The 22,576-nt window shown below is 58.9% G+C and carries 23 protein-coding genes and 1 tRNA gene; 13 read left to right on the top strand and 11 right to left on the bottom strand.

What is annotated here, in order from left to right:
• Nucleotides 1-112: 112 nt before the first annotated feature.
• The 3 genes from eno (at nt 113) to DXB86_RS02535 (ending at nt 3,375) form a co-directional block, all read left to right on the top strand.
• Nucleotides 113-1,402, top strand: coding sequence for a phosphopyruvate hydratase (gene eno / locus DXB86_RS02525; protein WP_099432260.1), 1,290 nt, complete (start codon nt 113-115; stop codon nt 1,400-1,402).
• Nucleotides 1,403-1,588: 186 nt separating this feature from the next.
• The gene (locus tag DXB86_RS10090; protein ID WP_233504122.1) at nt 1,589-2,350 is read left to right on the top strand and encodes a septum formation initiator family protein; all 762 of its coding nucleotides are present in this window, start codon (nt 1,589-1,591) and stop codon (nt 2,348-2,350) included.
• A gap of 20 nt (nt 2,351-2,370) precedes the next feature.
• Nucleotides 2,371-3,375: a hypothetical protein gene (locus DXB86_RS02535; RefSeq protein WP_117736037.1), complete on the top strand. Its 1,005-nt coding sequence runs from the start codon at nt 2,371-2,373 to the stop codon at nt 3,373-3,375.
• Nucleotides 3,376-3,515: 140 nt separating this feature from the next.
• On the opposite strand, the gene DXB86_RS02540 is transcribed toward DXB86_RS02535, so the two are convergent.
• The 3 genes from DXB86_RS02540 to DXB86_RS02550 all read right to left on the bottom strand — a co-directional run bounded on the left by DXB86_RS02540 (nt 3,516) and on the right by DXB86_RS02550 (nt 6,031).
• The gene (locus DXB86_RS02540) at nt 3,516-4,817 is read right to left on the bottom strand and encodes an ATP-binding protein (protein ID WP_117736038.1); all 1,302 of its coding nucleotides are present in this window, start codon (nt 4,815-4,817) and stop codon (nt 3,516-3,518) included.
• A 474-nt stretch (nt 4,818-5,291) separates the two neighbouring features.
• Nucleotides 5,292-5,376 (bottom strand) — tRNA-Leu (locus tag DXB86_RS02545).
• Between the two features lie 31 nt (nt 5,377-5,407).
• A complete protein-coding gene (locus tag DXB86_RS02550; RefSeq protein WP_117736039.1) occupies nt 5,408-6,031 on the bottom strand; it encodes a hypothetical protein in 624 nt (207 codons plus the stop codon).
• A gap of 163 nt (nt 6,032-6,194) precedes the next feature.
• On the opposite strand from DXB86_RS02550, the gene DXB86_RS02555 reads away from it, so the two are divergent.
• On the top strand, nt 6,195-6,482 hold the full coding sequence (locus DXB86_RS02555; protein ID WP_117736040.1) for a PTS sugar transporter subunit IIB: 288 nt from the start codon (nt 6,195-6,197) through the stop codon (nt 6,480-6,482).
• An 11-nt stretch (nt 6,483-6,493) separates the two neighbouring features.
• A complete protein-coding gene (locus DXB86_RS02560; protein ID WP_117736041.1) occupies nt 6,494-6,868 on the top strand; it encodes a VOC family protein in 375 nt (124 codons plus the stop codon).
• A 294-nt stretch (nt 6,869-7,162) separates the two neighbouring features.
• On the opposite strand, the gene DXB86_RS02565 is transcribed toward DXB86_RS02560, so the two are convergent.
• Genes DXB86_RS02565 through DXB86_RS02575 form a run of 3 tightly spaced genes read right to left on the bottom strand, consistent with a single transcriptional unit; the run spans nt 7,163 to nt 9,773 of the window.
• A complete protein-coding gene (locus DXB86_RS02565; protein ID WP_117736042.1) occupies nt 7,163-8,458 on the bottom strand; it encodes a cell wall metabolism sensor histidine kinase WalK in 1,296 nt (431 codons plus the stop codon).
• Nucleotides 8,442-9,212, bottom strand: coding sequence for a response regulator transcription factor (locus DXB86_RS02570; protein ID WP_117736043.1), 771 nt, complete (start codon nt 9,210-9,212; stop codon nt 8,442-8,444). The genes DXB86_RS02565 and DXB86_RS02570 overlap by 17 nt, the downstream gene beginning before the upstream one ends.
• Before the next feature lie 18 nt (nt 9,213-9,230).
• The gene (locus DXB86_RS02575; RefSeq protein WP_117736044.1) at nt 9,231-9,773 is read right to left on the bottom strand and encodes a DUF4342 domain-containing protein; all 543 of its coding nucleotides are present in this window, start codon (nt 9,771-9,773) and stop codon (nt 9,231-9,233) included.
• 505 nt (nt 9,774-10,278) lie between these two features.
• Between DXB86_RS02575 and DXB86_RS02580 the strand changes: the two genes are divergently transcribed.
• Entirely contained in the window at nt 10,279-10,902 is a 624-nt protein-coding gene (locus DXB86_RS02580; protein ID WP_158555262.1) for a type IV toxin-antitoxin system AbiEi family antitoxin domain-containing protein, read from the top strand.
• A 97-nt stretch (nt 10,903-10,999) separates the two neighbouring features.
• On the top strand, nt 11,000-11,395 hold the full coding sequence (locus DXB86_RS02585; RefSeq protein ID WP_117736046.1) for a (deoxy)nucleoside triphosphate pyrophosphohydrolase: 396 nt from the start codon (nt 11,000-11,002) through the stop codon (nt 11,393-11,395).
• A 40-nt stretch (nt 11,396-11,435) separates the two neighbouring features.
• Here DXB86_RS02585 and DXB86_RS02590 read toward each other — a convergent pair whose 3' ends face one another.
• Nucleotides 11,436-14,306 carry a DUF3427 domain-containing protein gene (locus tag DXB86_RS02590; protein WP_117736047.1) on the bottom strand — a complete coding sequence of 957 codons (2,871 nt, stop codon included), beginning with the start codon at nt 14,304-14,306 and terminating at the stop codon, nt 11,436-11,438.
• Between the two features lie 423 nt (nt 14,307-14,729).
• On the opposite strand from DXB86_RS02590, the gene DXB86_RS02595 reads away from it, so the two are divergent.
• Nucleotides 14,730-14,945 (top strand): hypothetical protein, encoded by a 216-nt coding sequence (locus DXB86_RS02595; protein WP_117736048.1) that lies wholly within the window; start codon nt 14,730-14,732, stop codon nt 14,943-14,945.
• A gap of 144 nt (nt 14,946-15,089) precedes the next feature.
• Here the strand turns inward: DXB86_RS02595 and DXB86_RS02600 are convergent, their stop codons facing one another.
• Nucleotides 15,090-15,401 carry a hypothetical protein gene (locus DXB86_RS02600; protein ID WP_117736049.1) on the bottom strand — a complete coding sequence of 104 codons (312 nt, stop codon included), beginning with the start codon at nt 15,399-15,401 and terminating at the stop codon, nt 15,090-15,092.
• A 159-nt stretch (nt 15,402-15,560) separates the two neighbouring features.
• Between DXB86_RS02600 and DXB86_RS02605 the strand changes: the two genes are divergently transcribed.
• From DXB86_RS02605 to DXB86_RS02620, 4 genes are all read left to right on the top strand, one after another.
• Nucleotides 15,561-15,800, top strand: a complete 240-nt coding sequence (locus DXB86_RS02605) for a hypothetical protein (protein WP_117736050.1) — start codon at nt 15,561-15,563, stop codon at nt 15,798-15,800.
• 85 nt (nt 15,801-15,885) lie between these two features.
• Nucleotides 15,886-16,641: a metallophosphoesterase gene (locus DXB86_RS02610; protein WP_117736051.1), complete on the top strand. Its 756-nt coding sequence runs from the start codon at nt 15,886-15,888 to the stop codon at nt 16,639-16,641.
• Between the two features lie 9 nt (nt 16,642-16,650).
• Nucleotides 16,651-17,289, top strand: a complete 639-nt coding sequence (locus tag DXB86_RS02615) for a hypothetical protein (protein ID WP_117635617.1) — start codon at nt 16,651-16,653, stop codon at nt 17,287-17,289.
• Nucleotides 17,286-18,011, top strand: coding sequence for a metallophosphoesterase (locus tag DXB86_RS02620; protein ID WP_089572441.1), 726 nt, complete (start codon nt 17,286-17,288; stop codon nt 18,009-18,011). The genes DXB86_RS02615 and DXB86_RS02620 overlap by 4 nt, the downstream gene beginning before the upstream one ends.
• 121 nt (nt 18,012-18,132) lie before the next feature.
• Here DXB86_RS02620 and DXB86_RS02625 read toward each other — a convergent pair whose 3' ends face one another.
• The 3 genes from DXB86_RS02625 to gluQRS all read right to left on the bottom strand — a co-directional run bounded on the left by DXB86_RS02625 (nt 18,133) and on the right by gluQRS (nt 19,975).
• Nucleotides 18,133-18,606, bottom strand: coding sequence for a GNAT family N-acetyltransferase (locus DXB86_RS02625; protein ID WP_089572440.1), 474 nt, complete (start codon nt 18,604-18,606; stop codon nt 18,133-18,135).
• A complete protein-coding gene (locus tag DXB86_RS02630) occupies nt 18,603-18,869 on the bottom strand; it encodes a DUF1778 domain-containing protein (RefSeq protein WP_089572439.1) in 267 nt (88 codons plus the stop codon). Before DXB86_RS02630 ends, DXB86_RS02625 begins: the two co-directional genes overlap by 4 nt.
• A gap of 104 nt (nt 18,870-18,973) precedes the next feature.
• Entirely contained in the window at nt 18,974-19,975 is a 1,002-nt protein-coding gene (gluQRS, locus tag DXB86_RS02635) for a tRNA glutamyl-Q(34) synthetase GluQRS (RefSeq protein WP_117736052.1), read from the bottom strand.
• 514 nt (nt 19,976-20,489) lie between these two features.
• On the opposite strand from gluQRS, the gene DXB86_RS02640 reads away from it, so the two are divergent.
• Nucleotides 20,490-22,436, top strand: a complete 1,947-nt coding sequence (locus DXB86_RS02640) for a DUF2207 domain-containing protein (protein ID WP_158555263.1) — start codon at nt 20,490-20,492, stop codon at nt 22,434-22,436.
• The last annotated feature ends 140 nt before the right edge of the window (nt 22,437-22,576 follow it).

Raw genomic sequence — 22,576 nt, forward strand, 5'->3', positions numbered from 1 at the left:
CTTAGGGCATAATGCAAAAAGTGCGACACGGCTAACTTACGGAGGCACACCGATGGTGCACAGTCGGCCAGTCGCTTGCATCCACTACGTTTCCAAGTGAGAGGGAGACAACATGAGCGATATTTTGGACGTTTACGGTCGCGAGGTACTCGACAGCCGCGGCAATCCCACCGTCGAGGTCGAGGTCGTGCTCGAGGACGGCAGCTTCGGCCGCGCGATGGTGCCTTCGGGCGCTTCGACCGGCGCCTTTGAGGCATGCGAGCTGCGCGACGGCGACAAGGGTCGCTACCTGGGCAAGGGTGTCTCGCAGGCCGTCGAGCACGTCAACAACGAGTGCGCCGATGCCGTCGTGGGCCTCGATGCCTTCGATCAGCGCGCCGTCGATGCCGCGCTGATCGCCGCGGACGGTACCCCCAACAAGACCAAGCTCGGCGCCAACGCCATTCTGGGCGTGTCGCTGGCCGTCGCCCGCGCCGCTGCCGAGTCGGCGGGCCTGTCGCTGTATCAGTACCTGGGCGGCGTCAACGCTCATCTGCTGCCCACGCCCATGATGAACATCCTCAACGGCGGCGTGCATGCCGACAACAACGTCGACTTCCAGGAGTTCATGATCATGCCGGTGGGCGCCCCGAGCTTTGCCGAGGGCCTGCGTTGGTGCGCCGAGGTCTACCATACTCTCAAGGGCGTGCTGCACGAGGCGGGTCTGGGCGGCGGCGTGGGCGACGAGGGCGGCTTTGCGCCCAACCTTAAGACCAACGCCGAGCCGTTCGAGTACATCACCAAGGCCGTGGAGAAGGCCGGCTTTAAGCCCGGCGTCGACTTCATGTATGCCATGGATCCGGCGTCCACCGAGTTCTACAACGCCGAGACAGGCATGTACGAGCTCAAGGGCGAGGGTGTGGAGTACACGAGTGCCCAGATGGTCGATTACTGGGAGAAACTCGTCGACACCTATCCCATCATCTCCATCGAGGACGGCATGGCCGAGGAGGACTGGGACGGCTGGGTCGAGCTGACACGTCGCATTGGCAACAAGGTGCAGCTGGTGGGCGACGACCTGTTCGTCACCAACACCGAGCGCCTCAAGAAGGGCATCGAGCTGGGTGCCGCCAACGCAATCCTGGTCAAGGTTAACCAGATCGGTACGCTCACCGAGTCGCTCGAGGCCATCGAGACCGCCAAGGAGGCCGGCTACGCTTGCATCGTGAGCCACCGCTCCGGCGAGACCGAGGACTCCACGATCGCCGACCTCGTTGTGGGCGTCAACGCCGGCCAGATCAAGTCGGGCGCCCCGTGCCGCAGTGACCGTATCGCCAAGTACAACCAGCTCATCCGCATCGAGGACGAGCTCGAGGGCAGCGCGCGCTACGCCGGCAAGTCTGCGTTCTACAACATTCGCTAAACACGCGGTGCTCGCGGGGGCGGAGTTGACTCGGCTCCGTTCCACTTCTGATGGCCGCTATTGGGCGCTGGGCCGTGTGGCTCAGCGCCTTTTTTATGTCGAGCAAAGGCTGCCGAAGGCGGTGCGCGCGCTCGTGCTATAACTAGAATACTTAGCGCAAACAAACCTCAACCGCACAAGGCGCACATGGATCAGATTTACGACAACAGGTACTATTCCGCCGGTTCGCGTGAGCCGTCGTCTCGCCGCGCGCATTCGGTGCAGCTTGGCGGGCCCGAATATACGGGTGCTGCCCGTCCCACGCATCGCACGCCGGGCACTTCGCACTCCCATGCTCAAACGAATATGTCGACGCATCGCCCGGACCGTCCGTCGCGCGCGACGTACGAATCGCGCCCGTCTGCTCAAGCGCACGACAAGTCGACCAAGCCCTCGAGCCGTCTTTCGGGCTCGGACTTCATGCACTACGCCAACGACAACGCGGTGGTCAAGGCAATCTACGACTTTACCCATGGGCCCCAGCGTGGACTGTTTATCGGTATTGTCGTTGCCCTGGTGCTCGTGAGCCTGTACTTTCCCGTGCGCGACCTCTACGTTGCCAAACGCTCGAGCGACATCTTGGCCAAGCAGGTCGAGATTCGCCAGCAGTACAACGACGAGCTGCAGAAAAGCGTCGACAAACTGCTCTCGGAGGAGGGCATTAAGGACGCGGCGACCGAGGATCTGGGCCTGGTGATGCCCGGCGAGACCAAGATTGACGTGCTGGGCCTGTACGACGATTCGGATTCGTCTTCGAGCAAGAAGTCGTCGAACGCCAAAAAGGCCAGCGAAGTGGCCAAAGAGATCGAAGAGGTGGGCAAGGACGTGCCGTGGTACATCCAGACGCTCGACATGCTGTTTGGATTTAACGGCGTCGAGGGTCAGACGGTCGCGTCCAGCGGCGAATAGCGCCCGGAGGGGAGCCTGCAATGACGAATTGCAAACGATATAAGGTGGCGGCGATTGACTTGGGAACGGTGTCGTCGCGACTGGTGCTGGCCCAGGTCGAGGGCGGGGCGATCGTGGAATCGTCCAAGCATACCGAGATTACCGATCTAGGCGAGGGTGTCGACGCGACGGGGCGCTTTTGCGAGGCGGCCGTTGAGCGCGTGCTTGCCGCATGCCGCATGTTTGTGGACGAGGCACGTGCCTTTGGGGTCGCGTGCATCTGCACCACCTGCACGAGCGCCGCGCGCGATGCATCCAATGCCGCACTGCTGCTGGACGGCCTGCGCGATCTGGGGCTTGAGCCGCAGGTGATTCCGGGCGAGGTCGAGGCGCGCCTGACGTTTTTTGGCGTGGCGCACGACTTTGCAGGCGAGCGCATTATTGTCGCGGATTCGGGCGGCGGGTCCACGGAACTCGCGACGGGTGTGTACGCACCGGAGCGTGGGGTCTTTGCGCTGGAGGGCACGCGTTCGCTGGACATTGGCTGCCGTCGTGTGACGGAGCGCTTCTTCTCGGTGCTGCCGCCTGCGGACGGCGAGCTTGCTGCCGCCGCCAACTGGGCGGGCGAGCAGTTCGCTGCCTATTTTGAAGGCCTGCCGAGCAATTTTGAACGCGCCGAGCGCTTGGTCGCGGTGGGTGGCACCGTCACCACGCTCGTGGCGCTCGTTCATGAGCTGGAACCGTACGATTCGAGCTTTGTGCACCTGCGCGAGCTTTCGCTGGAGCAGGTCTCGGCCGCTATCGAGCGCATGTCCACGCTGGATGTTGCAGGCATCGCCGCGCTGCCAGGCGTGCAGCCCAAACGCGCGGGCGTGATTCTCGCTGGCGCCGCGGTGATCCGCGAGCTTATGCGAGCCGGCGGCTACGACACGCTCGCCGTAAGCGAGAACAGCCTACTCGCCGGCATGGCCGCTACCATCAATGAGGTTCTCGACGGCGCGACCCCCACCATCGGTTGGATCCCCAGCCTGAGTGCCCTCCAATAAGTTGCGGTGAAATACGGACTAAAATCGCCCTTTCGGGCCCCAAACAGTCCCTATTCCACCGCAACTCAACAGCCGCACTTAGGGACGTTCCTTTTCTGCCGGCACCTTGGGCCAGTCCTTGCGGGGCGTCCCCACAGCGCCTATGCCAGCTTGTCGATCTGCCCAATCTCCCAAAGCGGAATATTGACGAGCGTGCCCTCGTCTCTATATGCCGCCAGGGAGGTCCTCACACAGCGTTCGAGTTTGAATTTATCGCAGGCTATTTTCAGGCTCTTTGCTTTGAGGTTCTCCGCCGCCTTGACCTCAAGCGGAAGCGCGGTTCCCGCATGGTCGATGGCAAAGTCGGTTTCGGCATTGCCGGAGGTAGAGGACCAGTACGCAGGACTTTTGTCTTGCAGCAAGAGTTCCTGTGCGACATATTGCTCGGTGAGCGAGCCCTTAAACTCGGTGAAAACAGCGGAGCCGTCCAGGACGATGGTCGGTGGGAGGTTGGAGAGCGCGCCGAGGATGCCGGTGTCGATGCAAAACAGCTTGAAGCCCGAGAGGTCCTCATAGCTCGAAAGCGGTGCCCTGAGAGCGGAAACGCGCGGCACCTTATGAACGATTCCGTAATCCATGAGCCACTGGAGACTCTCTTCGAAATCGCGTGCGCGCGCCCCGGGGCGAAGGGCTCCGTAGATGAACTTTTTATTTTCCTTTGCAAGCTGGCCGGGGAGGGATTTCCAAACCAGCCTCATGCGCTCGACAATGCGGGCGGGCGCATGTTTGCCAAAATCGGATTCGTAAGCCTCGATGATTTGTTGCTGAAGCCTGCGGGCTTCAATGAAATCGCGGGTCGCGGCGAAGGCGGAGACGACTTCGGGCATGCCGCCGACAACGAGATATTCCTTGAGCAAGTGCTCGAGCTTTTCGGTAACGTTTGCCAGAAGATTCATGTCTGCGGCAAGGATGGCGTCGGCGAGCGGGTCGCCATCGACGGCGCGAACGAACTCGGTAAACCCCATGGGACGCATGGTGAGCTGGTCGATTTTGCCGACGGGAAATGACTCGTTTTCGCGCCGGAGCGCGAGGCCCATATAGGAGCCGGCTGCGACGATATGGTATTCGGGCGCAAGCTCGTTGAAGTACTTGAGCGAGGTGATGCCGCGCGGTGCCTCTTGGATCTCGTCAAAGATGATGAGCGTGTCTGCCGGAGTTACGGTTTGGCCGCGAAGAAGCTCTATCTGGGAGATGATGCGCTTGGGGTCGAGGTCTCCATCGAACAGCGAGCGTGCGCTCGGTTCGAGCATAAAGTCGAAACGAATGATGTTTCGATACTGTTGGCTCGCGAATTCGTTAAGAAGCCAAGTCTTTCCTGTCTGGCGGGCACCCTTAAGCAAGAGGGGTTTGCGATTCGCTCTCGATTTCCAAGCGATAAGTTCACTCATAAGCTGTCGCTGCATATTGCCTCCCAACTCTCTTGGCTAGTATAAGGCCATTTGGGCGTTTCCCTTTGAAAATGTGCGAGACAACCACATTTTTCCATCGAAAAATGTGGGAGTTAGCCACGTTTTTCCATAGAAAAATGTGGGAGTACCAATCTAAGTTGTGGTGAAATAGTTCCTAAATGGGCCGGTAAACGGCATAAACAAGAACTATTCCACCGCAACTTCTAAAGTCCACCGGCGTCCAAAAGAAACGAGTCCGCATCCCTGGGGGACACGGGCCCGTAAACAATACGTGGTAGGGGCGGTGGGACGTCCGCGTATTTGCTGCGCAAATACGCACCGGCTTCGGCCGCCTGTCGGCGCCCTCGTCGGCTCGCTGCGGACGCTGCGCGTCCGCTTGACGCTCGCCCCCTCGCGGGTTCGAGCCCCACCGGCGTCCAAAAGAAACGAGCCCGCATCCCTGGGGGACACGGGCTCGAAAGCTCCATATGGTAGGGGCGGTGGGACTCGAACCCACAATCCTTGCGGCGAGAGATTTTAAGTCTCCTGCGTATGCCAATTCCGCCACGCCCCCGTGAGACTAGAAGTCTAGCACAAGCCGCCCGTTACGCGTTGACAGCCATCGAGTGCTGGCCCGACTTTTCCAAGTACTCGGCAAACTTGGCCTCGTCGCCCTTGTTCTTGTACTGCAGGGCCAGCAGGTATTCCAGGCGGCAGCTCTTGACCTTGTCGTCACCGGCCTCCTTGAGCATGCGCTCCAGCTCGGGGATGTCGTTGTGGCGCTTGAGGATCATCGTGTCGTACATCAGCTGGCATTCGTGCGCGACTGCCTCGGCCTGACCGCCCTCAAAGCCCTTGATCTCGTGCAGCAACTCCTTGGACTTTTTGCGGTCCTCCTGGCCAACGTAGTAGTTAAAGGCCTTGATTACCAGGTCGACGCGCTGCATCTTGGGCAGGTTGAGTCCCAGCAGCAAATCGAACATCTCGTCGGCGCGCTTGTGGTCCTCGCGCAGCAGATAGGAGTTCAGGCGCAGGTAGTCGCGGTTGTAGCGCGGGTACAGCATGCTGGTGAGTTTGGCGTCGAGCAAGCGATCGAACTCGTCCCACTGCTTAGCGGCCATAAGCTGCTGTAGGCGCTTAAACGTGGTGCGTTTTTTGACGCTAAAGAACACCGACACGGCGATGCAGATGATAACGACGGCGGTCCAGAGTGTGCGGGAATCGGGCATATTGGGGTCCTTAGTCGCTCGTAAAGCGAGCGGTATGACAACACGTACTAGATGTATTATACGCAGCGTGCAAGCAAACTGGCATAAAAGCGCATCGAGGCCGAGCGCCATCGCTCGCTGCGGTACACTTACCTAAAGTAAACCATGAAGGGAGACATTACCTATGAAGAAGATCGTTTTGGCTTGCGGTGCTGGCGCTGCCACTTCCACGCTCGTTGCCCAGAAGGTCGCCACCATGCTCGACGCCAACGGTTACGCCGACAAGTACGAGATCGTGCAGTGCGCCATCTCCGAGGCCAAGGACGCTTGCGACGAGGGCGCCGACCTGCTGATCGCCACCACCGTTGCCCCCGAGGGCCTCACCTGCCCGTACGTGAGCGGCGTGCCCTTCATGACCGGCATGAACCGCGTTGCTGCCGAGAAGGCCGTCCTCGACGTCATGGCTCAGTAGGCGCTGACTGTATGGGTGAGCAGAACGCCAACCCGGTCGAGCTCTTTGGCATGCGCGTTGCCCATGTGGGCATTAACGCCACCGACCCGGCAGATGCGCTGGAGATCGCGGAGCTGTTCTCGACGATGATGGGGCTGCCCGTCATCGAGACCTCGGTTTCGTACTTTAACGATTCGCTGATCGAGGTCATGAAGCAGAACGGTCGTGGCACCAAGGGCCACATTGGCTTCGCTGTCAATGACATCGATGCGGCCGAGAAGTGGTTTGCCGAGCGCGGACTCGAGGTCAACGAGGAGTCGCGCGTGCTGCTGCCCGACGGCGGCACCAAGCTCGTGTACTTTAAGCGCGAGTTCGCCGGCTTCGCCGTGCACCTGTGCCGCGAGTAGCGCACAGGCTGCCATAGCTAACGAAAAATGGGGTAAGGCGTGTGGCCTTGCCCCATTTTTAATGCCGAGAGGGTGACTGACGGGCTGCCGTAAATCGAAGGTGAATGGCTTTCCGCGAAGTGAACGAGTGAAATCGAACCCCTGGAGCATCGACACTTTGGAGGCACCGTTTCCTGCGGTTTTGTCAGGTTTTTCCTGCGGTTTTGGCGCTAAAAAGTGCGGATGCTTCGGGGGTCCAAAATAGGTCGTTCACTTCGCGGAAAAGCATTCACCTTCGATTCGTGAGAGACGCCCCTACCGCGGAAGGCGAATCGTAAAGCGGCTGCCGACCCCTTCGACCGAGGTCACACCGATGACGCCGCCGTGGCTATCGACAATCCACTTGGCAATGGCGAGTCCCAGACCCGAGCCCTGCGCGCCGGCATCGCGCGCGTTGTCGGCACGGTAGAACCGCTCGAACGCGTGAGCTGCGGATTCCTGGTTCATGCCGATGCCCTCGTCCTCAACGCTTATGTCGATCGTGCCCGCGCCCGCATCCGGCGTTATGGCAAACGTGACGGTTGTGCCCGCGTCCGAATACTTGGCGGCGTTTTGCACGATCACGCGCAGTGCCTGCTTCACGAGTGCCACGTCAACCGATGCGTTGCAGCGCGGGTCGCTGGTAAGTGCGGCATCATACACCAGCCGATATGTGTGCCCGGCATCGATCATCTGCGATTCTTCGCAAACCTCGCCGACCAGTGCAGCCAGGTTGGTATTCGCGCGCCGCAGCACGGTGCGACCGGCATCGCCGCGCGCCAAAAACAGCAGCTGCTCCACGAGCTCCTGCATATGCTCGCTTTCGGCTTTGAGCGAGGCGATGGACTCTGATAGCACGTCCGGGTCGTTTTTGCCCCATCGGTCGAGCATGTTCACGTAGCCCTGAATCACCGCGATGGGCGTGCGCAGCTCGTGACTCGCATCGTTGACAAAGCGCATCTGCTGCAGCTTTGCTTCTTGCATCTGACGCAGCAGGCGGTTGAGCGCGACCTCGATACTCGCCAGATCGGCGTCGCCGGTGGTGACGCTCGGCGAGTCGACGCTTGCGCGCTCGATGGCCTGCTCGAGCGTTTCCATCTTGCCACCGGCGAGCTGCATGCGGCCGAGTTCGTCAACGCGCAGGGCCAGGTCGTTGAGCGGCGCCATAGTGCGGCGCACGCGGCGGGCTCCGCCGAGCATGTTGAGCACGCTGATAACCTGCCAGCCCGCAACGACAAGGTAGAGAGGCCATAGCGTGACGAGGTCCTGTGCGAGGGGGAAGGTCTTGGTGTTACGCGCGAGCTCGACGGTATAGGTGAGCGTGGTCAGGTTCCAGCCGCGCGCGGGGGTCAGCGACATCCTGCGAACGGCGGCGCCGGGGATCCATCCCGCGGTAAACGCGCCATCGGGCAGCGTCTGGTTGTAGCCATAGACGAGGATCGCCGCCGCAACAAGCAGCAGCAACAGATCCAGCCAGACGTAGCTCACCAAGCGGCGCCACATATAGCTCCAGTTGATGGCGCGGGCGATGGAGGTGACGCGCTTAGCCTCGTCGTTACGCGCGGCAGACATAGCCCACCCCGCGCACGGTCTGGATGATGCGGGCGCCGCCGGCGTCCTCGATCTTGGCGCGCAGGTGCGCGATGTGTACATCGACGTTGTTGGTGTCGCCCACGTATTCGTAGCCCAGCGCCTCGTGCGCAATGCGCTCGCGCGTGAGCACGGTGCCGGCGTGTGCCAAAAGCAGGGCGAGGACGTCGAACTCGCGGGCCGTGAGCGCGATGGGCGAGCCGCCGACCGTGACTTCGCGGCGGTCGGGGTCGAGCGCGACCGAGCCCACGGTGAGCGCAGCGGGAGAGGGCATGGCAGAGGCTTGGGTCGAGGCGCTGACCGGGGGCACCGCTGCGGCACCCGTAGCGCCCTCCCCGGCCCCAACGCCGCCAACACCCGAAGCCGCCCGTACGGCCTCAGCGCGCTTCAACGCCACGCGGATCCGTGCGAAAAGCTCCTCGATCGCAAACGGCTTGGTCAGGTAATCGTCAGCACCGGCGTCAAGCCCTGCCACCTTGTCCATCACGGCATCGCGCGCGGTGACCATGATCACCGGCACATCCTTGTGCTTGCGTACGCGCCGCAGCACCTCCATGCCGTTGAGCTGCGGCAACAGTACATCGAGCAGAATCAGATCGTAGTCGCGCTCCAGCGCCAGGTCAACGGCGGTGCGTCCGTCGGCGGCGTGCTCCACCTGGTAGCCCTCGTGCTCCAGCTCGAGTGTCACAAAGCGGGCGATTTTCTCCTCGTCCTCTACGATCAGGATTCGTGCCATACGTGCCCCCGTCTGCGATTACTTGTCGTCGTTCAGATTTTGCTTGATGTCGTCCGCGGCATTGGCAGCGCTGTCCATCAGGTTGTTGATGCTGCCGGGCACGTCGCCGTCGCTATCGATGCGGTAGCGCATGCCAAAGAACAGGCCAAGCAGCATCAGCCATATCGTGGCGCCCCAGGCAAACAGGGCGACGATGGGAATCAGGATGGGGATGTTGAGGATGATGGCGTCGCGGCGCGTGGCGATAAACTTGGTGTCCAGGCTCAGGCGGAAGAGCTTTTTGAGGTACTCCCACACGCTGTCCATCTTCTTGGAAAAGTCGGTCTTTTCGCTCGACTTCTCGTAGGCGGCCTGTGCGGCGACCATCTCGGCCGAGGGCTCGTCGACCGGCGCGGACTCGGTGGCGGCGTGCGCTGACGTGGTCTGGGTCTTGCCCTGCGACTCGAGCCAAATGATGGCGTCCAAAACGTTGCCGTCGGCGGTGTCGAGCGCGGCCTTGGCGTCGGTGTAACTCACGTTGCACTTGGTGCGGATGGTTTCAACTTTTTCGAGGTCGTCCATGACCTGTCCTTTCGTTCGATGGGCGCGACGCCGGGCGATCTGCCCGGGCGCGAGCGTTGCGTTCGGCGGCCTGCGTTGCGCGGTGCCGCCCCGCCCTTGGTCGAACTCTATAGTGCAGGTTATAGATTAAGCGATTCTTGAGCCAAGATTAATGTTGGATGAGTTTTTGGGTGGCGGTAGGGGGTTATTCTTTATGGCCGGTGGTGAAGTCTAATACTTTTCCCGAGAAGTGAACGAGCTAAATCGGACCCCCGAAGCATCGACACTTTGAGCGTGTCGTTTCCTGCGGTTTTAATGCCGGAATCCTGCGATTTTGCCGCCGAAAAATGCGGATGTTTCAGGGGTCCAAAAGCAGACGTTCACTTCACGGAAAAGTATTAGACCTCGATAGCGGGGGATGGTGAGCCGGTATCAAGCCGGCGGCAAAAATGGGATAAGAAAGTCGTATGGATCGCATGGATCAAAATCGCGTTGCAAAAGTATGAAAATATCCTACAATTGCAACATGAAGTATTTTAGTAACATAACGGCGATAAGCGAGCTCTCCGAGAGCGAGGGCGTGTTCACCACAGCTCAGGCGGCTCGCATGGACATCTCTCGAGATGCGCTGGCGCACTCATGTCGTGCGGGGCGTCTTGAACGGATATGCCACGGTGCCTACCGGATGTCTGGAACACAGCGCCGAGACACCGACGAGCTCAACGCTTTTTGGAAACTCACCAATCCCTCTCTTTGCGCGTGGGAGAGAAAGCGCCAGTGGGATGGCATCGCCGTGAGCGGTACGACTGCGGCGAATCTGCAGCAAATGGGCGATTTCTATCTGTCCCCCTACAGGATGACCGCGCCCACGCGTATCAATACAAGAAACGAATCCCTTTCTTTTGTAAAGCGCGAGATCGCTGAGCAGGACATCGTTTGGCTCGACGGCCTGCCAGTAACCAAACCCGAGCGCACGCTTGTCGATCTTTGCCTCGATTGCGAGGACCCCTCATTAATTCTCGATGCCTATAACGACGCGCTTGGGCGAGGGCTCGATATACAGCGGCTGAGAGGTCTTGTAGAAGAAAACTCTAAAACCGCCAAACGACGCGAACTAATGAGGCCTTTGCTGATGGTACTGAACGGGTAATGCGAATAAACATGCAGTCTCTAACAGCGTTCCGTCACGCGGATCTTTGTTGATCACCTATACTGGTTGGGCTCAACTGGAGAGGTGATAACTAGTTATGAAATCAATCAATGTTGCAGCGGCAATTATTCAGAAGGACGGGAAAATCCTGAGCTGCCAGCGTGGCTACGGCGAGTTTAAAGACGGCTGGGAGTTTCCGGGCGGTAAGCTCGAGCCGGGTGAGACCGGCGAGCAGGCAATCGTGCGCGAGATTCAAGAAGAGCTCGAGGTCACGATCGGTAACCTCGACTATCTTTGCACGGTCGAACACGATTACGAGACGTTCCATCTGTCGATGCAGTGCTACCTAGCTAGCATCCTTTCGGGCGAGTTCAAAGAGCACGCTCACGAGGACATGAAGTGGCTCGATACCAATAACCTGTGGGATGTCGATTGGCTTCCGGCGGACGTTAAAGTCGTTAGGGAACTCGAAAAGAAACTCGGGCTTATGTGAGAAAGGAGCGGACGTCGCATGGCGGCCCGCTCCTTCTTTGTTACTCTGTCTCACTCAGATCGCTGAGCATAAACTCGTAAATGTCCTGGCGCACGGGAGCATTGAGTTCATATTCGATTTCGACGGCGTTGTCGCCGCTCTTAGTTTTAATAGCTTTGAACTCGCCAGTCGGATGCATTTCGCCTAGGAAGTAAAATTCCTTGCCACCCTTATCGTCCTTGTTCTTGCGCATAAACAAATACGTCTTTAGCCCGTTGCCCGGCCATGCCTGCAGTCGCTGAATCTCGGGGGAGTTGAGCGTGCGGTTGTTCTTAGAGATTGCAACTAGCTTACTCGGCGAAACAAAGCGGTCTTCATACTGAATGGACTCGCTAATGTCGGGTGCCTTGTCATAGTTAATAAACACGGGGAATGTAATGGTCTTCTCGTCGTAGAAGTAGCCGCCAAGATTTTGGCCGTTGATGTTCTTTTCCCAGTTCATCAAGCGGCAAACTTCTTCGTACGTGTACTTGGCGTTGAGAACGAAATTTGTGTTTTGGTACGTCTCGGCATAGTCGAGTCGGTTACGCGCAATGCCAAAATCCAGCACCTCGAGAATCTGACGCTTGAACTCTGCGTTGCGCAGAGCGGTCGCAAACGCTTCGGTCAGACGAGGTCCGCATCCATCGTCAATAAGCAGGGAAACGAAATCCTTGGGAGTGGCAAAGTCGCCCTTAAGGACTGTGATTGCCGACCTAACGGCGCTGTCCTTAAGCTGTGTGTGGTAGTTCCTAAGCGCAGCCTCGCGCATATGCCGGTAGCCCTCGTGTCCGGCTTCGACGAGCGTTTGAAGCAAATAGAGATCTTCAAATCGCTTGCCCGCGGCAAGTTTTTGAGAAATAAATCTGAGGATTTTGATCTGGTCCGAGGAAAACTGGACCGTGTAGTCCGGCTCACATTTGGAAAGAAAATCGTGGTAGGACTTGCTGCTTTTGAAGATGAGTAGCGGGTCGATAGAGCCGTTGCGATCAAATTCGAGCAGCGAGGGGATCTTTCCGAGCTTCTGCCGCAAGTCGAGATATTCGTTCTTCAAAAAGCGGGCGGAGGTAAAGTTGCCGCCATCGATGGCCTTGTAAATGCGTGCCTCGGAAATACGATCGAAGCTCACGGTCGAGCATCCGGGTATCACCGAATCGCCCTCTTGGACGAGACGACGCAGGCGATCTTTGTTGTACGTCTTGTCGCCCGACAGCGCGATGGGTACCAAGAAGTTGCTCTGGTAATTGCCAATAAAGTCGAGTATCAGTGCGTATTCCTTGCCGCTGTCCAAGCGCAGGCCACGGCCGAGCTGCTGAATAAAGATGATTGCGGAGTCGGTGCGTCGAAGCATGATGATCTGATTGAGCGAGGGGATGTCGACGCCTTCGTTCATGATATCAACCGAGAAAATGTACTCGAGCTCGCCGGCTTCAAGTCGGCTGATTGCGACATCGCGGACCTCATCGGAATCTTGACCGCTAATCGCAGTTGTTCGATATCCGAGAGCGTTGAACTTGCGTGACAGTTCTTCGGCCTCGGCGTTTCGATTGCAGAAGATTAAGCCCCTGCGGTTGCTTTTGGTGACGCTATATTCCTCAATCTTCTCGGCGATGTGACGCACGCGCTCGTCGGATGTTAAGCGTCCGAACAAGGCGGTATCTTCGACCGTTTCGTCGTCAATCTCCAGATCGTGAATGCCAAAATAATGGAAGGGGGCAAGCATCTCCTCGGCCAAAGCGTCCTGCAGCGTGATCTGGAACGCGATGACGTGATTGAAAAGGGCAAAGACGTCATAGCCGTCGGTGCGATTGGGTGTAGCGGTCATGCCCAGATAAAACCGAGGCGTAAAGTGCGACATGATGGATTGGTAGCCCTGGGATCCCGTGCGGTGGGCCTCGTCGATGACGATGTAGTCGAACTCATCGGGACAGAAATCGCTCAAATGTTTGGCGATCGAAGAACACATGGCAAACACGCAGGTGGCATTGCTTGTATTCTTGCCAGTTTGATAGGTGTCGAACGTATAGGCACTACCTAAGAGCCGTTCGTAGCTTGCGCGGGAGGCGTCAATAATGCGCCGGCGGTGCGCAAGAAAGAGGACGCGCCGGGGTTTAAACGCGAGTACATCGAACGCCGAAAGGAAGGTCTTGCCGGTGCCGGTTGCCGAGACCAGCAGGGCGCGGGTCTCGCCCTTGCGATGGATTACATCGAGCGCCTCAAGGGCGCGCTGCTGCATTTTATTGGGCTTGATTTCTTCGAGGTCATTCGTGGTTGGGCTAATAGTTGCCTGGAACGTCGGTTTCGATTTGGGCTTTGACGGACGTGCCGATCGATATGCGGCATAGTTCTCAATCCAGTCTTGGGAAAGCAAAACGGTTGAGGTGTCGTTCCACAGCGAATCAAACTCGCCTCTAAGCTCTCCGAGCAGGCGGCTGTTCTCGACAGTTTGGTGCAGCACGTTCCATTCTTTATTACAGGTGAGGGCGGTCTGCGTCATGTTGGAGCTGCCGACGATGACCGTGCTGGTTTCGCCCTTATCAAAAATGTATCCCTTGGCATGCAAATTACCCTGGAATACGCGAACTTCTATGTTGTCGTATTCCAGGAGCTTTCGAAACGCATCGGGTGAGTTGAAGTTGAGATAGGTGGACGTGAGTAGTCTGCCCTTAATGCCACGCTGCTTGAGCTCCTGGAACGCCTCGACCAGGATTTGAAGGCCGCCGTCTGCAACAAACGCTACGCAAAAGTCAAAAGAGCTGCAGGTTGAGAGCTGCTCCTTGATAACGGATAGTAGTGTTCCGCCTGTCGCCTTCGAGTTGGCGATGAGCTTGGGTGAATCGTTCTCGCGTGCAAGCGAGTCGAATTCAATATCAATCTGCTGTTGCGTAGTCATCCCGGCCAAACCTTTCGAAAGACTATGTTGGCGCCAGGATAACAGATCGATCGTTCGTGTTTTGAGCGTATGTGATTTTTAGACTATCGGCCACTCAAGTTTGTGGCTGCGGCCTTGGCGCCGTGTCTTGCCGGGCTTCTCTTTATCTATGTGTATGTGTTTTTGTCTTATAGGCTGCCGGGAGAAGTCCTGCCCCCAAGATTCCGCGCATGCCATGGCTCCGTGTCGGCCATGTGGCCTGCTGCTTTGCATGGCCTCGCCAGAATCCGACCGCAAATGGCCACGGACGGATATGCAGGCTCTTGTCGCTACGTGAGAAGAACTTGCAGAATTCGCAAGTTCTTGTCATGTGATGAGAAAAACTTGCAGATTTGGGCGAGCAATGGACAACCGGATTGTTCCTAGAATCGATATCTCGATTAGTTGATAGACTTTCGTGATGCCCAGGTTGCAGAGTCGATTGACGAGGAGGCGACGCGCGAGCGCGAGCTGCGTCCATTTGAGCTTAGGTCGCTCGAGAAGATCACCGGCGGTTACGAGAAGATCATCGTCGTTCGCCGGGGAAGCCATCCGACCGACATTGACGGCATCAAAATCGTCTCTGCGGTCGATTTCTTGATGGGCGGGCTTGGGGCTTAGAGCGTTCTGTGGGTTTATGACCACTTTGTCAACGAGGCTGCCTGTCTGTAGGCAAATTCCGCCCAAGACCCGATGAGGACAACGTGGTCTAAGCACCCTGCTTCCTCGACCAGGTCAAGTACTTTCGAGAAAGCTTGCTGCTGCTCAGTCAGCATTCGGTACCCTTCCCAACGCACGTATGATTAGCTTTTGAGACTGCTTCTGTTCTTTGATGGCGGCCGCAAGAGCCCTTCGACGTTCGATTTTGGCTCGCAGTTCTTCAACCTCTGTAGCAGGGACATAGTCACTTTTGACCTTGTCGCCGACTCGATAGTTGAGGTAGCAGTATTCGCGGCCCTTTATATTTCGCATGCGGATGCTGCCCTTTGGAAGGAGGCCAATTTCCTGCTCCATGAGGCCCAGGAGGCGGATCGAGCGTGCGTATTCCTCTTCTAGGGCATCTTCTAAGACGGACATGGTGCCTCCCTTCTGAGCAGTTACCCTACATTCTATCAAATGCAATTATTTGTAGGGTAACTAATACGTGTCCGCACGACATGGGACACTGAATCTGCCGTCCAGCCCTGTCGCGGCGGCATGCATCTGAACGGCGACCCTCTAAGGAGCTCGATATTGATGAGTGACAACACCAAGCATCTCGCAAAGAAGTGCGTCAAGGACGCGGGGCCGTGCCTCGCGCTGTGCCTTGCCGGCGCAGCGGTCGCGCTGCTGGCTGTTCTGGGGCCGTTTGACGTGCTCCGAAGTGCCAGCTCTCTGCACGTTTGCATGGCCCTTGCCGGCGCCATGATAACCGGCGGCGTGCTCGATCTGATTTTTTGGGTGTTTGACCCGTTTGGATGGAAGAACGAGGGGTAAGCCCTAAGGGATGCAGATGCCGGGGCCGGCCTGCAGTTTTTGCCATCGATTTGTCCAGAGCCGTACAGCGCGGAGGTGTTGATTGATGTCCATTTTCGTTACCGGAGACGTTCACGGTATTGCCGAGTATGGGGCGAGCCGCTTCTCGTCGCGCGCTTGGCCATTGGGTCGAACGCTGACGCGCGATGACGTGGTGATCGTTGCCGGCGACTTTGGCTTTATATGGGGCGGCTCGAACACCGACAAATACTGGCTCGACTGGTTTGAGTCCAAGCCCTGGACCACGTGTTTTGTCGACGGCAATCACGAGAACCACCATCTGCTGGCGGGACTGCCGGCGCGAGAGTGGAACGGGGGCCTCGTTCACGAGGCTCGCCCGCACGTGCTGCACCTGATGCGCGGCGAGGTGTTCGACATCGCGGGGAGCGCGGTGCTCATCATGGGCGGCGCCGCGAGCCATGACAAGCAGTGGCGCCGGGAGGGAAAAACTTGGTGGCCCGAGGAAATGCCGAGTGAGGGCGAGATGAACCATTGTCGCGCCTCGCTCGATCGCGTGGGCTGGAAGGTTGACTATGTTGTGACTCACGAGGCGCCGGTCGATTTGGCGGACGAACTGTGCATGGAGTGTAATCGCGAGTTCTACGACGATTCGCTGCAGGCCTTTTTGGGCGAGCTCGACGGGCGGCTCGACTACCGCACCTGGTTCTTTGGCCATTACCATGACGATGAATGGCGTGATGAAAAGCATCGCCTTATCTACCAAGATATCGTGCCGATCGAAGCGCGATGTGCCGATGGGCAGGATGAGACGGCGAGTGACTATTTTGAGCAACAGCGTTAGGAGGTTCCCATGATCTGGTTTACCAGCGATACCCACTTTGGACACGAGAACATGCTGCGGCTCGCCGACAGGCCTTGGTCGACTGGTGCGCAGATGAACGACGCCATGGTCGCCAACATTAATAGCAAGGTCGCTTTGGACGACGAGCTTTATATTCTGGGCGACTTCAGCTTTAAGATGACGGTGCAAGACGCCTACGAGCTGCGTAAGAGCATTGCATGCAAGCACGTCCATCTGCTGCCTGGCAACCACGACAAAGACTGGACGCAGCCTGCGGTGGCGGATGCTTTTATCGTCGAGCCGCCCATTTGTGTGCTCAAGATCGACCGCCAAAAAATCGTGCTGAGCCACTATCCCATGGTCGACTGGCAAGGCATGTCGCACGGCGGCTGGCATCTTCACGGACATATCCACAGCTGCGGCGGCGCGTACAACACGTTCAACCTTAGGCAGGGGCTGCTGCGCTATGACGTGGGCGTGGACGCCAACGGCTACGCCCCGGTGAGCCTGGAGGAGCTCAAGTCGTGGTTTGCGCAGGTCGACGAGCCGGCGTGTTGCGTTAAATGGCCGTGGTGGGTCAACGCCACGGGCGACGAGCAGATCGAGCACGATCTCGAAGCCTATAAGAGGGAAGTGGTGATCCGATGACGGTTTATGTGACGGGTGATGTCCACGGTGGCATCGACATGCAAAAGCTCCGCGACTGGGAGCTTGGGGATAGTCTGACGAGCGACGACTATCTGATTATCGCGGGAGACTTTGGCTTTCCGTGGGATTTTTCTGCCGAGGAATGCGCCGATATCGCCTGGCTGGAGTCGCGCCCCTATACCGTGCTGTTCGTCGACGGCAACCACGAACGCTACGACCATTGGGCGGAGCGCCCCCTGGAGTTGTGGCACGGTGGACTGACGCAACGCCTGTCGGACACCTCGCCTATACGGCGCCTGACGCGCGGCGAGGTTTTTGAGCTCGGTGGGTCGACGATCTTTACCATGGGCGGCGCCACGAGTGTGGACAAGGAATACCGCATCCCGTATTCCAGCTGGTGGCCGCAGGAGCTGCCGGGCGAGCGCAACTTTGAGGAGGCGCGGGCAAAGCTCGATAGCGTGGGCTGGAAGGTCGACTACGTGATCACCCACACCTGCTCCACGCGCATGCTCTCGCCCACGCTCTATCCGGCACCTGGCTGGAATTATCCAGCTGTCGATCGGCTTACGGCATTTTTCGACGAGCTGGAAGATCGCTTGGACTACAAGCGCTGGTACTACGGGCATTTTCATCGGGATGCCAACCCGGCCGAGCGCCACACCGTGCTCTACGACTGCATCGTTCGCCTGGGCGGCGAGCTCCAGCCCTGGGACGTTGCGTAGGGGCAGGCATAGCGAGCTCTTCGTATGATGCCTTGGGTAGTTACCCTACATTTTGGCAATAGTCATTATCTGTAGGGTAACTTAAGACATACTGGGAGCTGGAGGAGATGCTGCTGGCGGTCTAGAGTTTCAACGCCATTCGGTTGGTGCCGGGTAGGGCTGCAAAGCCGAAATGCGCATAGAACGCTGCCGCCTCATCATCTACTGGATCGACAACCAAAGCTCGCGCTCCCGCTAGGGCAGAAATTTTCAAGGCGTTTTCGATGGCATCTTTGAGCAACGATGCTCCCAGACCAAGCCCCTTGAATTTCTCATCAACCCCCATCATTCCAAGCAACACTGCGGGAACTTGGGAGGGGGAGTTCCGAACGAACCATCCTCCGTCAACATTTTCGCGAGCTACGGAGTGCGTACATAGCGTATAGAACCCGGCGACTGCGCCGTCGTAATACGATGCGTATATAACCGCCGACCCTCTTCTTCGCGCCGAGGCTGATCTGTTTTTAGCCCATCCGTCTACAAGGGTATTACCGCAGTGGAAAGCCTCGATGCCTTGACCAACGGGGAGTTGAACGGGCTTGGTAAACGTGCTCATTCCCAAATCGCTTTACGGTCGAGCAACGCTTTTGCGGCTTGGGGCATGGGTGAGTCGAGCATTTCGCAAAATGCATCAAAACCATCAGGAGAAAGATAGGTTGTTGACGCCTCGGCGATGTCACGTGCGGAGCTCTCGTCAAGGTGAGCCGTGGCCCATTGGGTGAGAGTTTGCCCGCGCAAGGCCGCGGCGCGCTCGTAAGTAAGGCGTTGACGCTCGGTCAGCCTTAGATCCATACGGCGCTGTTTCTCAATCGTTGGCATGGTAAAACCTCCTTTGCATCATTGTACGGAACTATTCCGTACATAACAAGATACAGAATTACGCACTCGTCGGGGGGGGGTAGTGAAGGGGGCAGGGCGTTTGACTACTCGGCCATTACGGTGATGTTCTCGCGGTGCGCGCGGATGACGTCCCAGCTAAAGTGCTCGACCAGCTGCTCGGCGGTACGCGGCGTGGTGTCCGGCGCGATGCCTGTTTGCCCGGCGAGCCATCCCAACAGTGCCTCGGGTGTGCCAAAGCGGGTGCGGAGCTCGCCCAGGTCCAGATCGCGATCGCGCTTGGAAAGGCGGCGGCCGTCCGGCGACATGAGCAGCGGGATGTGCGCGTAGCGCGGTGTGGGCAGTCCCAGCAGATGTTGCAGATAGATCTGGCGCGGCGTGGAACCAAGCAGGTCGCATCCGCGTACGATCTCGGTGACGCCCATGGCAGCGTCGTCGACCACCACGGCCAGCTGATAGGCAAACACGCCGTCGCTGCGGCGCACCAAAAAGTCGCCGCACTCGGTGGCGAGTGCCTCGCATTGGGCTCCGTACGTGCGGTCAACGAATTCGATCACGTCGCCGGCGAGGTCGTCGACGGCGGGCACACGCAGGCGCGTGGCGGGAGCGCGCAGGGCGCTGCGGCGGGTAACCTCCTCGGCAGAAAGGCCTCGGCAGGCGCCGCGGTAGATGGGCGTGCCGTCGCTGGCGTGCGGCGCGCTTGCGGTGTGGAGCTCGGCGCGCGTGCAAAAGCAGGGATAGGTGAGGCCGGCGTCTAGCAGCTGGTGCAGGGCGTCCTCGTACAAGTCCAGGCGATCGTGCTGGCAGTAGGGGCCTTCGTCCCACTCAAGCCCCAGCCAGGCTAGGTCGTCAATCAATTGGGCGGCAAGTTCCGGGCGCTTGCAGCGATCGTCCAGGTCCTCGATGCGCAACACGATGCTGCCGCCCTGGCTGCGGGCCGAAAGCCACGCGCACAGGCAGCTGAACACGTTGCCCAGATGCATGCGGCCCGAGGGCGACGGGGCAAAGCGGCCCACGACGGGCGCGGGAGCGGCCGCTGCTGGTGCGCCCGCGGCGTGTGTTGCTATGTTGCATGCGTTGATATCCATGCGGACGAGTATAGCGCGGGGTGAGGTGAGGGGGCGTCGTCGATGCTCGCGAGTTGCCGAGGCTGCGTGTTGTGCGCGGCGGGCACCGACTCAACACCTCGATTACCGCCCCAAGCTCAGCCCCTTCAACCCCTCAAACGACAGAAGCCCCGGCAGCTCTTCGCAACTGCCGGGGTTTCCGCGGAAAAGGGGGACATGATCCTCAAGCGAACGGCAAAGGGGCAAACCGTTTTCGCTTAACTGCTTTATGCCCCTCGCTCGCCGGCTTAATCGGCTCACGCCGCGCCCGCACAAAGCCGCTACACCTGTGACGGAGCTATGAAGTGGTATCTATGCCGGAGCGGGCTATGCCAAGGAGTGTCCCAGATTGCCGGCAGATAAGGAACGTCCCCAGGTGCCGGTCGCGGGCGTGACTTTCGTCCCGTTTAATACTCCGCTGACCTAGATGTTCGTCACATGAACCCGCAAACGTGGGACAATGACGCTACTGGTATCACAGACAAAGGATGTGCCTATGAACGCCCCCGTTGCCAAGACCTGTCGGCAGCGCTGCCCGTTTGCGCGATTTGCTTCCATTTGCGCGCTCGTCGCGTGCGCGCTGCTGCTGTTGCCCGCCGTTGCACGTGCCGACGGGTATTCCATGACCCAAACCTACATCAGTGCCACGGTCGAGGCCGATGGATCGCTGACCGTTGTCGAGGGACGCCAGTTTGATTTCGACGACGACATCAACGGCGTGTTTTGGGAGATCAATACGGGCACCAACCAGCAGGGCGGCACGGCGGGCGTTGACGTGCTGAGTGTCGAGGAAGAGGACACCGCGTTTAACAAAGTCGATAGCGCGAACAAGGGCGACTCTGGCGTCTACACGGTCGAGCAGACCGGTGACGGCGTAAGGATTAAGGTGTTCAGCCCTCACGAGAGCGGCGACAGCGCAATCTACTACGTGAGCTACACCATGACCGGTGCGGTTATGAACTGGGCCGATACCGCCGAGCTCTACTGGAAGTTCGTGGGTGACGGCTGGTCTGCGGATTCCGATGACGTCGAGATGGAAGTGTGCTTCGCAAATGCCGCTGCCGGGACGGCGGCCGTCAAGGGCGATAACTTCCGCGCATGGGGCCATGGTCCGCTGACGGGCGACGTGTCGCTCGATGAGGACGAGCCCATGGTCACCTATACCATTCCCTGCGTGCACCAGGGCGAATTCGCCGAGGCACGCATCGCCTTCCCTAGCGACTGGGTGCCGCAGCTTGCCGCTTCGGGCGAAGAGCGCATGTCAACGATCCTGAGCGAAGAGAAGGAATGGGCCGACGAGGCCAACGCTCGCCGTGAGCACGCGCGTGCGGTTGCCGGCGCGATTGCCGTGGTGTGTGTTGTCGTGGCGGTTGCCTATACCGGTGTGATCGTGATGCTTAAGCTGCGCAGGTCCAAGCCCAAGCCGCTCTTTCAGGACGAGTACTTCCGCGATGTGCCCTCGGCCGACCATCCCGCGGTGCTTGCAGCTCTCATGAGCTGGAACGACGTGCCCGATCAGGCATATATCGCCACGCTTATGAAGCTCACCGACGACCGCGTGATCAAGCTGGAAGAAGCGACCGAGACCAAGAAGAAGGGTCTGCTCCGTCGCGAAAAAGAGGAGCAGACGTATCGCATCACAGTGACCGACGAGGCCTGGAAGGCTGCCAAGAAGGACGGCATCGATCGCGACGTGCTCAAGGTCTTCTTTGCTGGCGTTAAGCCCGATAAGGACGGAGTCCGTTCGCGCACGTTTAGCGAGCTGGAGGAGTACGCTAGCGAGCGCACCACATCTGTTGGCGACAAGCTCGAGGACTATCAGAGCACAGTTAAGGGCAAGCTGGAGGCGCGCGAGCTTATTGCATCGGATGGCACTATCGCGATAGTGGCCGGCCTGGTTCTCGGCATCATCATTGTCTTTGGCATCCTGGGCTCTCTGTTCTATACCGACTTTGCGGACGCCAACGTCGGTGCCGCTATGATCTCGATCCCCGTTACGATCGTGGGCTTTGTCCTGAGCTGCACCTTCCGCCGTTACACGCCGGAGGGCGCCGAGGTGGCGGCTCGCTGCAAGGCGCTCAAGCATTGGCTCGAGGATTTCACACGCCTAAAGGAAGCCGTCCCGGGCGATCTGGTGCTGTGGAACAAGCTGCTGGTGATGGGCGTTGCCCTGGGCGTTTCGAAAGAAGTGCTGCGACAGCTGGCCGAGGCCGTGCCTGCGGACCTGCGCAACAGCGATGATTTCTACGACAACTACCCCTGCTACTGGTGGTATTACCATCACTACGGCAACGAGTCTCCGCTCGATTCGTTCAACGATGTGTATCACGAGACCATCCGCGAGTTGGCTTCGAGCTCCGATAGCTCGAGTGGCGGCGGTGGTGGCGGCTTCTCGGGCGGCGGAGGCGGCGGCGTCGGCGGAGGCGGCGGCGGAACGTTCTAGCGAGCGCTTGCTTTGGGGTGGATCTTTCTGGGCGGTTGCCAGGGAAGATTCATCCCATTTTTGTGCATCGAAACGGGTCAAACTTTCCGCTGCGGACCTTCGCGCAAGGGGCAGTGGACAAAAAATGCCAAATATGAGTA

It is taken from the genome of Collinsella sp. OM06-18AC, assembly GCF_003438785.1.
Classification (GTDB): Bacteria; Actinomycetota; Coriobacteriia; order Coriobacteriales; family Coriobacteriaceae; genus Collinsella.

Excerpts from the sequence above, each read along its gene's own strand:
- eno (WP_099432260.1), top strand. The coding sequence starts at position 113 with ATGAGCGATATTTTGGACGTTTACGGTCGCGAGGTACTCGACAGCCGC.
- DXB86_RS10090 (WP_233504122.1), top strand. The coding sequence starts at position 1,589 with ATGGATCAGATTTACGACAACAGGTACTATTCCGCCGGTTCGCGTGAG.
- DXB86_RS02535 (WP_117736037.1), top strand. The coding sequence starts at position 2,371 with ATGACGAATTGCAAACGATATAAGGTGGCGGCGATTGACTTGGGAACG.
- DXB86_RS02540 (WP_117736038.1), bottom strand. The coding sequence starts at position 4,817 with ATGCAGCGACAGCTTATGAGTGAACTTATCGCTTGGAAATCGAGAGCG.
- DXB86_RS02550 (WP_117736039.1), bottom strand. The coding sequence starts at position 6,031 with ATGCCCGATTCCCGCACACTCTGGACCGCCGTCGTTATCATCTGCATC.
- DXB86_RS02555 (WP_117736040.1), top strand. The coding sequence starts at position 6,195 with ATGAAGAAGATCGTTTTGGCTTGCGGTGCTGGCGCTGCCACTTCCACG.
- DXB86_RS02560 (WP_117736041.1), top strand. The coding sequence starts at position 6,494 with ATGGGTGAGCAGAACGCCAACCCGGTCGAGCTCTTTGGCATGCGCGTT.
- DXB86_RS02565 (WP_117736042.1), bottom strand. The coding sequence starts at position 8,458 with ATGTCTGCCGCGCGTAACGACGAGGCTAAGCGCGTCACCTCCATCGCC.
- DXB86_RS02570 (WP_117736043.1), bottom strand. The coding sequence starts at position 9,212 with ATGGCACGAATCCTGATCGTAGAGGACGAGGAGAAAATCGCCCGCTTT.
- DXB86_RS02575 (WP_117736044.1), bottom strand. The coding sequence starts at position 9,773 with ATGGACGACCTCGAAAAAGTTGAAACCATCCGCACCAAGTGCAACGTG.
- DXB86_RS02580 (WP_158555262.1), top strand. The coding sequence starts at position 10,279 with ATGAAGTATTTTAGTAACATAACGGCGATAAGCGAGCTCTCCGAGAGC.
- DXB86_RS02585 (WP_117736046.1), top strand. The coding sequence starts at position 11,000 with ATGAAATCAATCAATGTTGCAGCGGCAATTATTCAGAAGGACGGGAAA.
- DXB86_RS02590 (WP_117736047.1), bottom strand. The coding sequence starts at position 14,306 with ATGACTACGCAACAGCAGATTGATATTGAATTCGACTCGCTTGCACGC.
- DXB86_RS02600 (WP_117736049.1), bottom strand. The coding sequence starts at position 15,401 with ATGTCCGTCTTAGAAGATGCCCTAGAAGAGGAATACGCACGCTCGATC.
- DXB86_RS02605 (WP_117736050.1), top strand. The coding sequence starts at position 15,561 with ATGAGTGACAACACCAAGCATCTCGCAAAGAAGTGCGTCAAGGACGCG.
- DXB86_RS02610 (WP_117736051.1), top strand. The coding sequence starts at position 15,886 with ATGTCCATTTTCGTTACCGGAGACGTTCACGGTATTGCCGAGTATGGG.
- DXB86_RS02615 (WP_117635617.1), top strand. The coding sequence starts at position 16,651 with ATGATCTGGTTTACCAGCGATACCCACTTTGGACACGAGAACATGCTG.
- DXB86_RS02620 (WP_089572441.1), top strand. The coding sequence starts at position 17,286 with ATGACGGTTTATGTGACGGGTGATGTCCACGGTGGCATCGACATGCAA.
- DXB86_RS02625 (WP_089572440.1), bottom strand. The coding sequence starts at position 18,606 with ATGAGCACGTTTACCAAGCCCGTTCAACTCCCCGTTGGTCAAGGCATC.
- DXB86_RS02630 (WP_089572439.1), bottom strand. The coding sequence starts at position 18,869 with ATGCCAACGATTGAGAAACAGCGCCGTATGGATCTAAGGCTGACCGAG.
- gluQRS (WP_117736052.1), bottom strand. The coding sequence starts at position 19,975 with ATGGATATCAACGCATGCAACATAGCAACACACGCCGCGGGCGCACCA.
- DXB86_RS02640 (WP_158555263.1), top strand. The coding sequence starts at position 20,490 with ATGAACGCCCCCGTTGCCAAGACCTGTCGGCAGCGCTGCCCGTTTGCG.